Here is a 13,054-nt window from a genome sequence, read left to right as displayed (position 1 = left end):
GGCTCGATGCCCTTTTGCGGAAGCTGACCTGCGGAAACGCGATTCGAGACACCGATTTTTCCGCTGAACTCGGTGGACTCGGCGGGGGATCCGGGATTTCGGCGGGGGCTGGACTCAGACCGGCGCCGCCGGGCTGGCCGCCCCCAGGCCGGCGGCGCCGGGCGGCTCGCCCTCCGGTTGGCGCCAACGGGCCGCTCGCCCTCAGCCCGGCCGGCCTTGGCCTGGCTGGCTGCCGTGCGAGCGGGCGCTGGGGGTGCAGCACGTCAGCGGTGAAAAATGTGTCGCTCGAACTGCATCGTCGCAGGTCAGTTTCTGCAAGTCGGCGTCGAGGCGCCGATTTTTCCGCTGCGGCGCCTGGCCGGCCACCGATCCACCGGATTCGTGCCCGCCTGGTGGTACTCACGTTTGAGCGCGCTGGATGGCCGTTTAGCCGCCGTGCGCTGTGCCGATGAGCGTCCGGCGCTCCGAAAAGCGAGTACTGCTGCGCAGCACTTCCCAGCGTCCCCGCACTCCCAGCGACCCCGCCCGGTCGGAACGTCCGCCGCGCCGGGTCGGACGCCGCGGCGCAGGCGCCCCGGCGCTCTGCACGCAACGGCTGCGCACCGTGAACTGCCGCGATCAAGCGAACCCGGCGCTCCGCACGCAACGGCCGCGCACCGTGAGTCGGCGACGGCGCCGGGTAACCCAGCCGGGGGAATCACACCTGTGTCATTTATTTCTGATGCGACACGGCGTGTCGTCTGGCCATTACCGGGACTGTCGGGTTAGCTGAGTTTGCTGGGACACTTGTGACTTCTGTGAAAGTTGTTCTACAGTTTGGCGGGTTTCCGGAGATCCGGGAACCCGCCGTCGGTCGTGGCACCCCCACTTCTCGGCCGCCGGCCACACCAGAACCCACGGCCGACGCCGTGGACCCCGGCATGGTGAAGAGGTCGAGTGGGGGCACGGTGGTGGCGCGTCAAGCAAGGGGAAGAGGCGCGGCGCGATCGTCCGGCAGCGGTGCGGCCTGCGAGAGGACCAGCCGTGCGTCGTGCAACGACCCTGATGACAGCCGTGGCGCTGACGGCCGGCACCGCCGTCATCGGCGCGGGCACCGCCAATGCCGACCCGTCCAGCAACGACTGGAAGCAGCTGCGGCTGTGCGAGTCGGGCGACAACTACACCACCAACACCGGTAACAACTACTACGGCGCGTACCAGTTCGACCTGAGCACCTGGAAGTCGGTGGGCGGCAGCGGCCGTCCCGACCAGGCCAGCAAGGCCGAACAGGACTACCGCGCGCTGTACCTGTACCGGATGCGTGGCTGGGCGCCGTGGATCTGCGCCGATCTCGTTGGGCTGCAGAACGATTCGGACGCCGGCAGCGGACGCAAGCCGTCGTCAGGGGAGTTCGGCAACGGTGGTGGCACCCCGGCGCCGCCCAGCACTCCGGCACCGCCGAGCAACCCGGCACCGCCAAGCAACCCTGCGCCCAAACCGCCGGCCAACGGACAGCCGGCTTACCCGGGGGCGCTGAAGTACGGCGATTACGCCGACGGGCTGAAGGCCTGGCAGAAGCAGGTGCAGGCCATGGGTTACGGCACCTTCGACGGCACCGGTTGGTACGGCGCAAAGACCAAGCTGGCCCTGAACGCGCTGCAGAAGAAGGCCGGGCTGCCGGTCTCCGACACGTTCACCCAGGCTGCCTGGGCGGCGGCCTGGGATTCGGCGAACAGCATGAAACCCAGTGCGCCCAAGCCGAAGCCACCGAGCACCCCGGCCCCCAAGCCGCCGTCCAGTTCTGCGCCGGCCCACCCCGGCGCCATCGCCTGGGGCGACTACTCCGAGCCGCTCAAGAAGTGGCAGCAGCAGATGACCGCGCTGGGCTACGGCGACTTCGACGGCACCGGCTGGTACGGCGACAAGACCAGGGCCGGCGTCTCCGCGCTGCAGGCAAGGGCCGGCCTTCCGGTCACCGGCAAACTCGACGCCAAGTCCTGGGCCGCGGCATGGAACTCGGCCAACGCCAACGTCGATGCCAAGGTGCCGTCGTTCCCTGGTGCGCTCAAGTGGGGCGAATACTCGGCGACCCTGAAGCAGTGGCAGTGGCAGATGACGCTGATGGGTTACGGCAGCTTCGACGGCACCGGCTGGTACGGCGACAAGACCGAGACGGCGCTGAAGGCCCTGCAGACCAAGGCCGGCCTGCCGGTCCGTAACGCCTTCGACGCCAAGAGTTGGGCGGCTGCCTGGGATGTGAAGAACGCCAAGGCGGACATCACCACTCCGACGGCGCAGCCGAAGCCGGCACCGGCCCAGCCGCCGAAGGCGCAGCCGCCCGCTGCCAAGCCGCCGGCCAAGTACGTCCCGGCGACCGACGCTTCGTGCAAGGTCAACTCCAGCAGCGCGCTGGCCTGGGGTGGCACGGACATGGTGCAGGGCAAGACATATCGCGACCTGCAGTGCTTCCAGCGGGTGCTCGGCAAGCGGGGCTACGGCCTCAGCGGCACCGGCTACTTCGGCAGCGCCACCAAGGCCGCTGTCGATCGTTTCCAGGCCGACCGCGGGCTGCAGCGCACCGGCAAGGTTGACCGCGCCACCTGGGTGGCCGCCTGGGAATCTCGCTGAACCCGATGACGGCGCTGATTGCGCCGAACGACTGACCTGCCAGGGGGTCGTGACGCCCGGCCCGGCGGCTGTCCTCGACACAGTCGCCGGGCCGCGGCTTGTCTGCATTCCTGATGCCGGGCCGGCAGGAGTCAGCCGGACTTCTTCCAGCGCAGAAACTTTGCCGACGGTTGCCCCTGGTAGGCGGCGTTCACCGCCGCCGGGTACCAGGTGTGCAGCAACCACCGGTTGGGTACCGCGCCGGGCGGTGTCGGTATCGGTTCCAGGTTCGGATCGGTGCGGGGGCCGCTCCGCGGCTCGTGCACTGCGGTCAGCTCAAGCCCGGCGGCCAGCGCGGGTTGCAGGTAGGCGCTGAGCGAATGATTCCATCCGGGAAGGTAGCGAGCCGATCCGTCGTCGGCGTCGCGCACCAGGGGATACCGGGTGGAACCGGTGTATTCGCTGTAGGTGTCGGACACGACAAGGGCGCCACCCGGTGCCAGCACCCTGGCGAATTCGGTGATGGCCGGTGCTGGGTCCGGCCGATGGGTGAGCGCCAGCGCACAGACCACCAGATCGAAGGAATCGTCGGCAGCCTCGAGCTGTTCGAAGTCTCCGATGAGCCATTGTTGCTGCGGCAGCTTCTGTCGGGCCAGCGCCAGCATCTTCGGCGAGGTGTCAACGCCGGTGACGGAGAACCCTTGCTGGGCAAGCCATTGCGCATGCCGTCCGGAGCCGCAGCCGGCGTCGAGTGCGCGTCCCGGCGGCAGGTCGGAGACCAGATCTTTGACGTAGCCGATCTCCCAGTCCAGCAAGGCGTTGCCGGGGCCGTCGTAGCTGCTCGACCATTCGTCGTAACCATCGACAACGGAAAGTGGCTGCGCCGGAAGGGCTTCGCCAAGAGCGGCGGGACGGCGCAACAGCTCGGCGATCTCCACCAGCCGTTGCGCCATGAACTCAGGCCCGTGCTCCCCGGCGCAGGCCCGTAGCAGCGCGACGCCCTGCAGTCCCACCAGGTAGGCCACCGGGTCCTGCAGCAGGTCGGGCGCAGCCGGATCGGTTTCGCCGGACGGTCGTTGCCGCGGAGTCGTCATGCCGGGATGATCGCCGGATCAGCGGCGGCGGTGCAATCCGATTTCGGCGCGCCGCCGCGGGCCGGCCAGCGCCCAGCGGTCAGTCAGTGCCCAGCGGCGGTCAGTGGGCCGCCGGTTGCGCCGCCTCGACGGCGTGATGCAGGTCGAGCGCACCGGTGGCGGTGAGCAGCAGCACCAGCGCCAGGGCCAGCGCCGCGGCCACCGGGCCGAGCGGCCGGCTGGGTGTCGGGTCGGCCAACAGCACCTGCACCCGGCCGACGGTGTGGGACCGCGCCGCGGCCAGCGCTGCGCCGGCAGCGCCCGCCGGGGCCGGTCGGGCCGCTCGCACCGCGGCGGTAGCGATGGCCATCGCGACTTCGGTGCGGTCGCCGATGCGCTGGACGGCGTCCTCGTCGGCCCAGCGTTCCACGGCGAAGCGGACCGCGGCGCCGACCGGGGTGAGCAACGGATTCAGTGCGATGGCCAGCTCCGTCGCCTGCAGGTAGGCATGGTGCCGCCGGACCAGATGACTCCGCTCGTGGGCGATCAGGGCGCGGCGCTGCACCGGGTCGAGTCGCCGGTACAACCCGCGGCCCACCATCACCCGCCCCGGCCGGCCGGACACCGCGACGGCATCGTCACCGGGGACGAACACCAGCCGGGCCCGCCCTGGCAACCGTCGGCAGTACCGCGCCGAACGAACCGCGGCGACCGTCAGGTGGACGGCGCGAAACCCCAGCCGCAGCAACAACAACACCGCGGCCGCGCCGGCAGCGGCGGCGAGCGCACCGGGGATCGGCAGCCGGGCATGCAGCTGGTCCGGTCGAATCCCGCCGAAGGCCGCGATCGGGCCCCAGCCCAGCGCGTAACCGGCGGCGACCAGCAACAGGGTGCCGACCGTGCAAGCGGCAAGCAGCACAGCGGCCAGCGTCATGGCCGGAACAGCCAGGCGCGGCGGCAACGCCCGCACCAACCGCGTCGAACCGCGACCGAGCAACACCGACCCGAGGGCCGCCGCCAGCGCTGCCACCAGCATCAGATCCATCGTGCTCACCGTCGCCTGCTGGTGCGGCCGGCCGCCGGTCGCAGCGCTTCGGGATCGGCGGCCGGCCCGTCGGGGTGACGCCGATCGGCCAGCAACTGCTGCAGCAGCCGCTCCTCCTGCGGATCCAACTCGTCGACGAAACGCGCCAGCACCCCGGCGCGGTCGGCACCGAGGCCGAGCAGCTTGCCCATCCGCCTTGCGGTGACGGCGGAATCGACCGCGTCGGCCGGTGCCGCCAGCTGATAGCGATACGCCCTGCCGTCGCGAATCCGTTGCAGGGCGCCCTTGTCGGCGAGCCGGGCCAGCGTCGTCATCACGGTGGTGTAGGCGGGCGCCCCGTCGAGCATCGGCAGCACCTCGCTCACCGACAGCGGGGCCGATGCGCTCGACACCGCGGCGAGCACGGCACGTTCCAGCTCGCCGGCCTCGCGTCGCTTCATCGGTGCCTCCCTCGCCTTTGCGCGGTGTGCCGGGCCGTCCGGACTGCTGGTCATTGTTCCATCGACCAGGCGCTACTATCGCAATAGTAGTAGTTAGTGCGGCTGTTCAGTGTCGACGCCCGCGCGGTGGATGTCCGAGAGGAAGACCGATGTCGTTGTCGTATCTGGAAGCCGTTGTGGTGGGCGCCGTGCAGGGGGTCACGGAGCTGTTCCCGGTGTCGAGCCTTGGCCACGCGGTGGTGTTGCCCGCGCTGATCGGCGGGCAGTGGGAGAGAGATCTGAACGTCGCGGCGCCGGAATCGCCGTACCTGGCCTTCATCGTCGGCCTGCACGTGGCCACCGCGCTGGCACTACTGGTGTTCTTCTGGCGGGATTGGCTGCGGATCATCGGAGGCTTCGTGACATCGCTGCGGTACCGCCGCATCCAGACGTCGGGGGAACGGTTGGCCTGGCTGATCATCCTGGCGACCATCCCGGTCGGTATTGCCGGGCTGCTGCTTGAGCACCTGTTCCGCACCGTGCTGGGTAAGCCGATCCCCGCCGCCGCGTTCCTGATCGCCAACGGCCTGGTGATGGGACTGGGAGAATGGTTGCGGCGCAGGGCCTCCGCCCGCGCAGTCGCACCTGCTCGCGACGAGCTTGCGGTAGCCGCCACCCCACCGGGCTCCGGTGCGAAGGGCACCGCGGCCAGCAGCTCACGGTCGGCACCTGGCACCGAGGCGCAGGCGGACGCCGATTCCGACGCCAGGCTGGCAACCATGCGCCTTGGCACCGGCGTCGGTATCGGGGCCGCGCAGACTCTGGCGCTGCTGCCGGGCATTTCGCGGTCGGGCGTCACCATGGTCGCCGGATTGCTGGCCGGGCTCTCGCACCGCGACGCCGCCCGGTTCGCCTTCCTGCTCGCCACCCCGGTGATCCTGGCCGCCGGCGCGCTGAAATTGCCCGACCTTTTCGGGCCGCTGGGCGCCGGCATCCATGGCCAGATCCTGGCCGGCAGCATCGCCGCGTTCGTCGGTGCGTTGCTGTCGGTGCGGTTCCTCGAGCGCTATTTCCGGGTCAGGACGCTGACGCCGTTCGCGGTGTACTGCACGCTGTTCGGCGCCGTCGCCCTCGTGGTGCTGTCGGTCCGCTGACCGGTGTCGGAGCGCCCGGTGGCGGCGCCCCTGCGGGTGCGGGTGTGACAGGGTGAATGCCATGACTGTCGCCGCCCCAGCCGACTCGCCGGCCACCACCGAGTACCTGGCCGCGATGGCCGGCTACCTGGACGCGTCGCCCACGCCGTTCCACGCCGTGGCCGAGGCGGCCGCGCTGCTCACTGCCGCCGGCTACACCGAACTGTTCGAGACCGACGAGTGGCCGACCCGGCCCGGCCGGTATCTGGTGCGGCGGAGCGGCTCGCTGGTGGCCTGGGACAGTGGCGCCGGCAGTGACTGCGGCGACGGCGGCGACAATGCCCCGGCGGCAACGGGTTTCCGGATCGTCGGTGCCCACACCGATTCGCCCAACCTGCGGATCAAGCCGCGTCCTGACTATGCAAGGGCCGGCTGGCAGATGCTGGGCGTCGAGCCGTACGGCGGCCCGTTGCTGAACTCGTGGCTGGACCGGGATCTCGGCCTGGCCGGCCAGGTGACGGTCAGGGACCCTGAGCTGCCCGGCGGTTGGCGCACGGAGTTGGTGTTGGCGTCCGAGCCGCTGCTGCGGGTGTCGCAACTGGCGGTGCACCTGCATCGTGAGGTGAACGACGAAGGGCTGCGGCTGAACCCGCAGCTGCACCTGGCCCCGCACTGGGGCGTCGGCGACACTCCGGCCGACTTCCGCGGCTGGCTGGCCGAGCAGGTGGATATCGCGCCGGACGACATTCTCGGCTGGGACATGATGACCTTCGATCTGACGCCGGCCCGGCGGCTGGGTCGGGAGCGTGAGCTGCTCGCGTCCGGTCGTCTTGACAACCTCGCCACCTGTTTCGCGGCGGTCAGCGCTCTGCTCGGCGTTGCCGGTCCCGACGGGGAGTCCGTTGCGCCGCAAGCCGATCGAGGGGACTTCGCCAGCACGCCGGTGATCGTGTTGTTCGACCACGAGGAGGTCGGTTCCACCTCCGAGCGCGGCGCCCAGTCGACACTGCTGCCGGCGGTGCTGGAGCGCATCGTTGCCGGCCGCGGCGGGGACCGGCAGGACTTTCTCAGGGCGATGTCCGGCACGGTGATCGCCTCGGGAGACATGGCACACGCCATCCACCCGAACTACCCGGAACGGCATGAGCCGCAACATCCGATCGCCGTCAACGGCGGCCCGGTGCTCAAGATCAACAACAAGGGCCGCTACGCCACCGACGCCGCCGGTGCCGCGGCGTTCGCGCTTGCCTGCGAGACGGCCGGGGTGCCGATGCAGCAGTTCGTCGTCCGCTCGGATCTGCCGTCCGGTTCGACGGTCGGCCCCATGACGGCAGCGCTGACCGGCGCCACCACAGTGGATTTCGGCGCCCCGATGCTGTCCATGCATTCGGCGCGGGAGGTGTGCGGCGCCTTCGATCAACCCGGCTATGCCGCCGCCCTCGCCGCCTTTCTGGCGCCACGCGACTGAGCCGTCGGTCCGGCGGGCGCTCGGCGATGCCTACCGCGGCGGCGACCTGACCCAGACCTTCGCGAGGTCGGGCGGGCCAGGTGCCGCGTCGGTCAGGTCCAGCGCCGGCGCCGACCGATCGCGGCGATGGCCGCAACCGTCACCGCCAGCAGAGCCAGCCCGGCCAACGTCGAGAGTGTTGCCGGCCCCAGCTGCGCGGTGTCACGCAGCCCGACGGCCTCGGACAGGGTGCGCAGCAACGGATTCAACACGCCCGTCCACGGCAGGGCGAGAACCGCGGCGAGCAGCAGCACCGACATGGTCAACGTGGTGGTGAGCCGTTCCCACAACAGCGCGCTGCACCACAACCCGACCGCGATCCCGATCAACGCAGCTGCCAGTTGCGCCAACGCGCCGGTCCCCAGCTCGGCCAGCGGATCGTGCTGACCGCACCACGACCGGGTGTACGGATCGGCGATCGGCGGCGGTGCTGCCGGGCGCGGCGCTGGACCGGACCGCACGGTGATCACCACGGTGCAGCCGCCGGGGAATCGATGAGCCACACCGGCCCAGATCGTCGACACCGCAACGGCAATCGCGGCCGGAACGGCCGCGGCGAGTGCATACCCGGCGACGTGTCGTGCCGGTGCCTGCATCCTGGCGGCGACCACGGCACGCCGGGTCGGCGGATCGGAGGAGACGGCGACAACGGCGAGCCAACATCCGACGGCGCACATCGCCCCGGCGGTCAGCGCGAACTGCGGGCCGAGCGGGGCCGACGGGTCGGAGTAGCTGATCGCGCACACCGCGATGAACAGCACCAGCGGCGGCACCGCGCGGTAACCCATTCCCAGGGTGGCCAGCTGGTACCGAACCAGGCCGAGCAACGAACGGGTGCCGCGCATCAGGCGTGCTCCCGTCCTGGCGGGTCTGCGTCGCCGCCGTTGTCGGTGTCGTTGCTGGCTCTGTTGCGGTGGTCGCTGGCGCTGGCGCTGGCGCTGTCGCGGTGGTCGCTGGCGCCGTCGCGGTGGTCACTGGTGCCGTCGCTGCGGTCGGTTGTACCGGTACCGCCGTGCTGGTGGGTTCCGTGGTGCTGGTGGGATCCGTCGTGCCGGTGGGGCCCTTCGGTGCCGGTGATCGCGGGGTCGCCGCTGGTCGCGTTGTGCGGCTCGGCATCCGCGGGATCTTCCGGCCGGACGTCGACGCTCAGCCGGAGCCGACGGGCCAGCCGCGAGACCCGCCCGACGTCACGCTCGGAAGCGTTGCCGGACAAGGTGATCCGTACCTGGCGGGGTAGGTCCTGCGCCGGATCACGCCGGCCGGTGGATTCCAGCTCCGGCGCGTCGGCACGGTCAACACCGGCGGTCACCAGCGCGCAGTCCCGCAGCTCGGTGACGGTGGTGCACACCGGCGCCAGCTGCTCCCTGGTGTGTCCGGTGACGACGACGGCGGTGCTGTCCGGTGCGGTGTCGATGGCCCGCCGGATCAGCGCCGCGGGCAGGTCGGTGTGCGACTCGTCGAGCCCGGTCCACGGCTCGTCCAGCAGCACCAGCGGCGGATCCCCGATGGCGGCAGCAAGCAGCGCGACCTGCTGGGCATTGCCGTGCGACAGCGACCCCAACGGCTGCCGCAGATCGACCGCGACCCCGAGCTCGTCGGCCAGCTGCTGAGCAGCGGCGGCCCGGCCACCGCTGATCCGGCTCAGGTGCTGCAGCAGTGCCCGCCCCGTCACCCGGGAGCGCGCCGGGAACGACTCGGGCAGCAGTCCGACACCACCCCGCGGCCGCTGCACCACTCCGTGATCGGGCCGGCTGACTCCGGCCAGCACCCGCAGCAGCGTCGACTTTCCCGACCCGTTCTCGCCGTAGATGCCCAGCACCGAGCCGGCGGTGATCGACAGGTCGACACCCGACAGCACCGGGCCATCGGCCCCCATCACGCGCACCCCGACGGCCCGCACGAGCTCTGGCACGACAGTGACGGTAGCAGTGCGGGGTCAGATGCATCGCCAACCGATGAATGTGCGGCCGGACTCTGGTGTCCCGGTACGCCGGGCCGGCCTTGCCGACCGGGCTTGCCGGCAGGGCTGGCCGGCAGGGCTGGCCGATCGGGCTTGCCGGCAGGGCTCTGCCACGTGCTCGGACGCTGCTGTTGACAACTCATCCACACCCCGAAAATCCATCCACAATCAGGATGTGCCCCTTGGTGTTGTCGCCGACAGCGGTGAGAGTCGACGGTGTCGGCAGCGCGCCGGCGCTACCCGGGCGGCAACGGGTGGCAGCACAGAACGGGGCAGCAGATGCAGGGATTCAATGTCAGCACCGAGAAGGTGGGCAGTACCGGCGTCGGGGTCGGAGAGGTGGGCGCGAAACTGGGCGCCGAGATCGCCGCCATGCACGCCATGTTGGCGTCGCTACAGGCCGGCTGGCGCTCGTCGTTGGCGGCGCCGCGGTTCGCCGCGGTGATGGAGGGGCACCTGGCCGACGCGACGCAGTTGAAGAACGCCCTCGTCAGCCACGGCAGCACCCTGTCCAGTTCGGCTCAGGCGATGGACAGGGCAGAGGCCGGCAACGTGATCGGGAGCGCGACATGAGCGAGATCTTTGTCGACTACGCGGCAATGTCCACCGGGCACGACGGGCTGGTCGCCACCTGGAACCGGATCGAAGGCCACCTGAGCGAGCTGAACGCGCTGGCGGCGGCCACCGGGTCGATGCAGGCGGAGACGCTGACGGCCTACCTTGCGCTGAAGACGCAGTGGGACGCGGCCGCCGGTGAGCGGCAGCTGGCGCTGAAACAGCTGGCGGCGTCGCTGGCCCAGATCTCCGCCAACTATCAGCAGACCGACCGCACGCTGGCGGCACAGTTCGCGATGTGACGAGGGCCGCCTGCGTTGGCAGCGGCCGGAAAGGTGGGAATCGGCCTGCGGAGCGAGGGCTGAGAAACGGGCTGAGAGCCGGCCCCATACTCGGCCCCAGAGCCGGCCCAAGAGACGCCCAAGGGACGGCCTGGCAAAAGCGCCGGGCCCGCCCGTCCGTCGCACCGGACGGTCGGGCGGGCCCGCAACTCCCATGAGGTAGCTGGGTGTGCCGGATCAGCTGTCGGCCACCACGGTGAAGCGCAGCGTCTGGGTGAACCGGCGCCCGGCGTCGTCGGTGGCGGTGACCCTGGCCTGGTGCGTGCCGGCGGACAATCCGGCCGGCAGTGGCAGCCGCCACAGGTGCGGGCTGGCCTGGGTGACGCCGCCGCTGCTCTGCAGGTTGCGGGTCGCCGCAAACGGATCCGAGTACTCCCAACCGGAGCGCAGCGACTCACCGGTCGCCGGCTGGGTGTGCTCGGCCACCGTGCTCGGGGCGTTGTCGATCGAGACCTCGACCACCGACGCGGTCGAGCCGGGGTAGAAATCGGCGGTCAGCCAGGTCTTGCCGGTCGCCAACTCGGCCGGGGTCACCGTGTTCGGATCGCCGAGCTCTGGCATTGGACCCTGCTTCTTGTTGTCCTGCCAGGCTTTTGCCTGCGCTGCCCAGTCGCGCCAACGCGGCGAGTTGATGCCGAGGGCCAGCTGCAGGTCGTCCGACTCGCCGCGCACCGTGTACCGCGAGGTCACCTCTGAGCCCTGCAGGTCGAGCGTCATGACGCCGGGCCGGGCACCGTCCGTCATGAAGGCGTACGGAAGGCCCTGCTCGTCAAGGGCGCCCGAGTACCAGTTGCCGGACACCGCGCCGGCGATCAGCTGGGTGAACGGCAACTCGCTGATGCCCTTGTCCGCCCACTCGGCGCGCTTGTCGCCGGGCCTGAGGTTCTCCAGGGTGTGGGTGTGGCCACCGACGGTGATCACCTTGCGGCCCTTGAGGGTGTCGTACAGCTGAGATGCGTTGTCCACCACGACGTTGCGGTGGTCGACGATGGGTGCGTGGGTGGCAAGCACGATCTGCTTGTCGGCCGGCACCATCCGCAGGTCGTTCTTCAACCAGATCAGCTGGTCGTTGGTGATCTTCTCGTTGTAGCTCTTCGACCCTGGCTTGAGCGGGAACTCGATGCTGTCGAGCACAACGAAGTGCACCTCGCCCACGTCGTACGAGAAGTAGCCGGGGCCGATCTGCTGACGGAAGGTGTCGAGGCTGTGGCTGGCGTCGGGGGCGTCGTAGTCCATGTCGTGGTTGCCCATCGCGGCCCGGATCGGACCGTTCGAATACCGATAGATGTCTTTCAGAGCCGGGTACAGGCTGAGGTCGTCGCCGACGTTGTCGCCCAGCAGCAGAATGCCGCAGCCGGCGTAGTCGTCGCGCTCGGCAAGGTCGGCGACGGCGCCGTCACGGGCATATCCCATCTGCAGCATGTTGTAGATCTGGGTGTCAGAGGCGATCGGGCAGCTCTGCTGCTTCTTGGCGGTGGCCTGGGTCTTCACCATGGGGAAGTTGACCGCCTTGGGCAGCGGACCGGTCGGCTTCAGACCGCCGTACTTGAGCTTGGGTGAGCCTTCCGGCAGGTGGTTGTAGCTGAACTGGGCGAACTGGAACTCGTCGACCGGCACCTGCCATCCGGCCGGCTGAGTGACGAACGCCGTCATGTTGTCCAGCACCGGCAGCACGTACCGGCCGGCCTTGTCGGTTTTGACGACGGTGCGGCCGTTGGACACCGCCACACCGGCAACCCCCGGCTCGTTCCGGTCTTGCCTGGAGTTGCGGTTCTTGTCGTTGAACACGGTCCCGGTGAGCTGCCTCGGGTTCGCCGCGGTACCGCGGATCACCTCGACGTGACCCTGGTAGCTGGTGTACGCGGCCTGGGGTGAGACCGCGGCAGGGCCGGCCTGCGCAGCCGTGCCGGTGGCCGGGTTGGCACCCGCGGTGGCGCCACCGAACAAGGCGATGGCGGGCACAGTGATTACGGCCGCGGCGAGTGCACGGCGGGACGGAAGGGATGTGCTGGGTGACATGTCTCTCCTGAGTTGTCGGGTAGCGGACTGAACAGCGGACCCGGCCGAGCCGGCCGCGGGCGGCGGGCGGCACCGGCCGATACAGCTCTGGAACAACCGCGGGAACGACCCACGGGAACAACGGGGCAACTACCACAACATCCGAAGTAATCGGACAAACGCGCGAAACCGCCGGTCGTCGTCGGGCCCGGACGACGAGGCCGAAACCCCTGATGCGGTAACGGGTTTCGTTCTCGCGACGTCCGAAGAACATTAAGGAGCCAAGTTGGAATGCACGTGACTTGCATGTAACGAGGCGGCAAAGCTCGGGTGGCGGGAAACAACCCGCCCCGGTCCGGCCCGCCCGGCCGCAGCGCCCGGGTCAGCGGTTGCTGCGTCCGGCGTGACTGGTTGCTGGGCCCGCGTCACCGGTTGCT

General features: G+C 70.1%; 11 protein-coding genes. 5 read left to right on the top strand and 6 right to left on the bottom strand.

Translation table 11 applies throughout. The features are described 5' to 3' along the window. Positions 1-1,044: 1,044 nt before the first annotated feature. Entirely contained in the window at positions 1,045-2,607 is a 1,563-nt protein-coding gene (locus tag HKD39_RS07845; RefSeq protein WP_171199290.1) for a peptidoglycan-binding protein, read from the top strand. A gap of 131 nt (positions 2,608-2,738) precedes the next feature. Here HKD39_RS07845 and HKD39_RS07840 read toward each other — a convergent pair whose 3' ends face one another. From HKD39_RS07840 to HKD39_RS07830, 3 genes are all read right to left on the bottom strand, one after another. After that, positions 2,739-3,680, bottom strand: coding sequence for a class I SAM-dependent methyltransferase (locus HKD39_RS07840; RefSeq protein ID WP_171199289.1), 942 nt, complete (start codon positions 3,678-3,680; stop codon positions 2,739-2,741). Between the two features lie 100 nt (positions 3,681-3,780). Next, positions 3,781-4,704 carry a M48 family metalloprotease gene (locus HKD39_RS07835; protein WP_246232273.1) on the bottom strand — a complete coding sequence of 308 codons (924 nt, stop codon included), beginning with the start codon at positions 4,702-4,704 and terminating at the stop codon, positions 3,781-3,783. 5 nt (positions 4,705-4,709) lie between these two features. Further along, a complete protein-coding gene (locus HKD39_RS07830; protein ID WP_171199287.1) occupies positions 4,710-5,144 on the bottom strand; it encodes a BlaI/MecI/CopY family transcriptional regulator in 435 nt (144 codons plus the stop codon). A gap of 149 nt (positions 5,145-5,293) precedes the next feature. On the opposite strand from HKD39_RS07830, the gene HKD39_RS07825 reads away from it, so the two are divergent. Together HKD39_RS07825 and HKD39_RS07820 are read left to right on the top strand one after the other, a co-directional pair. Next, the gene (locus tag HKD39_RS07825; RefSeq protein WP_171199286.1) at positions 5,294-6,277 is read left to right on the top strand and encodes an undecaprenyl-diphosphate phosphatase; all 984 of its coding nucleotides are present in this window, start codon (positions 5,294-5,296) and stop codon (positions 6,275-6,277) included. Between the two features lie 61 nt (positions 6,278-6,338). After that, the gene (locus HKD39_RS07820; protein WP_171199285.1) at positions 6,339-7,724 is read left to right on the top strand and encodes a M18 family aminopeptidase; all 1,386 of its coding nucleotides are present in this window, start codon (positions 6,339-6,341) and stop codon (positions 7,722-7,724) included. Positions 7,725-7,816: 92 nt separating this feature from the next. Here the strand turns inward: HKD39_RS07820 and HKD39_RS07815 are convergent, their stop codons facing one another. Together HKD39_RS07815 and HKD39_RS07810 are read right to left on the bottom strand one after the other, a co-directional pair. Further along, on the bottom strand, positions 7,817-8,608 hold the full coding sequence (locus HKD39_RS07815; RefSeq protein ID WP_171199284.1) for a hypothetical protein: 792 nt from the start codon (positions 8,606-8,608) through the stop codon (positions 7,817-7,819). Continuing rightward, positions 8,608-9,675 carry an ATP-binding cassette domain-containing protein gene (locus tag HKD39_RS07810; RefSeq protein ID WP_171199283.1) on the bottom strand — a complete coding sequence of 356 codons (1,068 nt, stop codon included), beginning with the start codon at positions 9,673-9,675 and terminating at the stop codon, positions 8,608-8,610. Before HKD39_RS07810 ends, HKD39_RS07815 begins: the two co-directional genes overlap by 1 nt. A 327-nt stretch (positions 9,676-10,002) precedes the next feature. Between HKD39_RS07810 and HKD39_RS07805 the strand changes: the two genes are divergently transcribed. After that, complete coding sequence (locus tag HKD39_RS07805) at positions 10,003-10,296, top strand: WXG100 family type VII secretion target (RefSeq protein ID WP_171199282.1); 294 nt, start codon at positions 10,003-10,005, stop codon at positions 10,294-10,296. Continuing rightward, positions 10,293-10,580 (top strand): WXG100 family type VII secretion target, encoded by a 288-nt coding sequence (locus tag HKD39_RS07800; RefSeq protein WP_171199281.1) that lies wholly within the window; start codon positions 10,293-10,295, stop codon positions 10,578-10,580. Before HKD39_RS07805 ends, HKD39_RS07800 begins: the two co-directional genes overlap by 4 nt. Before the next feature lie 216 nt (positions 10,581-10,796). Here HKD39_RS07800 and HKD39_RS07795 read toward each other — a convergent pair whose 3' ends face one another. After that, positions 10,797-12,581: a calcineurin-like phosphoesterase C-terminal domain-containing protein gene (locus HKD39_RS07795; protein WP_212754194.1), complete on the bottom strand. Its 1,785-nt coding sequence runs from the start codon at positions 12,579-12,581 to the stop codon at positions 10,797-10,799. Between the last annotated feature and the right edge of the window lie 473 nt (positions 12,582-13,054).

Origin of the sequence: Nakamurella aerolata, assembly GCF_013002705.1 — a bacterium.
GTDB classification, from domain to species: Bacteria; Actinomycetota; Actinomycetes; order Mycobacteriales; family Nakamurellaceae; genus Nakamurella; species Nakamurella aerolata.
This window is presented reverse-complemented; position numbering and strand designations above follow the sequence as displayed.

Coding starts and splice junctions, on each gene's coding strand:
- HKD39_RS07845 (WP_171199290.1), top strand. CDS start 1,045: ATGACAGCCGTGGCGCTGACGGCCGGCACCGCCGTCATCGGCGCGGGC.
- HKD39_RS07840 (WP_171199289.1), bottom strand. CDS start 3,680: ATGACGACTCCGCGGCAACGACCGTCCGGCGAAACCGATCCGGCTGCG.
- HKD39_RS07835 (WP_246232273.1), bottom strand. CDS start 4,704: ATGGATCTGATGCTGGTGGCAGCGCTGGCGGCGGCCCTCGGGTCGGTG.
- HKD39_RS07830 (WP_171199287.1), bottom strand. CDS start 5,144: ATGAAGCGACGCGAGGCCGGCGAGCTGGAACGTGCCGTGCTCGCCGCG.
- HKD39_RS07825 (WP_171199286.1), top strand. CDS start 5,294: ATGTCGTTGTCGTATCTGGAAGCCGTTGTGGTGGGCGCCGTGCAGGGG.
- HKD39_RS07820 (WP_171199285.1), top strand. CDS start 6,339: ATGACTGTCGCCGCCCCAGCCGACTCGCCGGCCACCACCGAGTACCTG.
- HKD39_RS07815 (WP_171199284.1), bottom strand. CDS start 8,608: ATGCGCGGCACCCGTTCGTTGCTCGGCCTGGTTCGGTACCAGCTGGCC.
- HKD39_RS07805 (WP_171199282.1), top strand. CDS start 10,003: ATGCAGGGATTCAATGTCAGCACCGAGAAGGTGGGCAGTACCGGCGTC.
- HKD39_RS07800 (WP_171199281.1), top strand. CDS start 10,293: ATGAGCGAGATCTTTGTCGACTACGCGGCAATGTCCACCGGGCACGAC.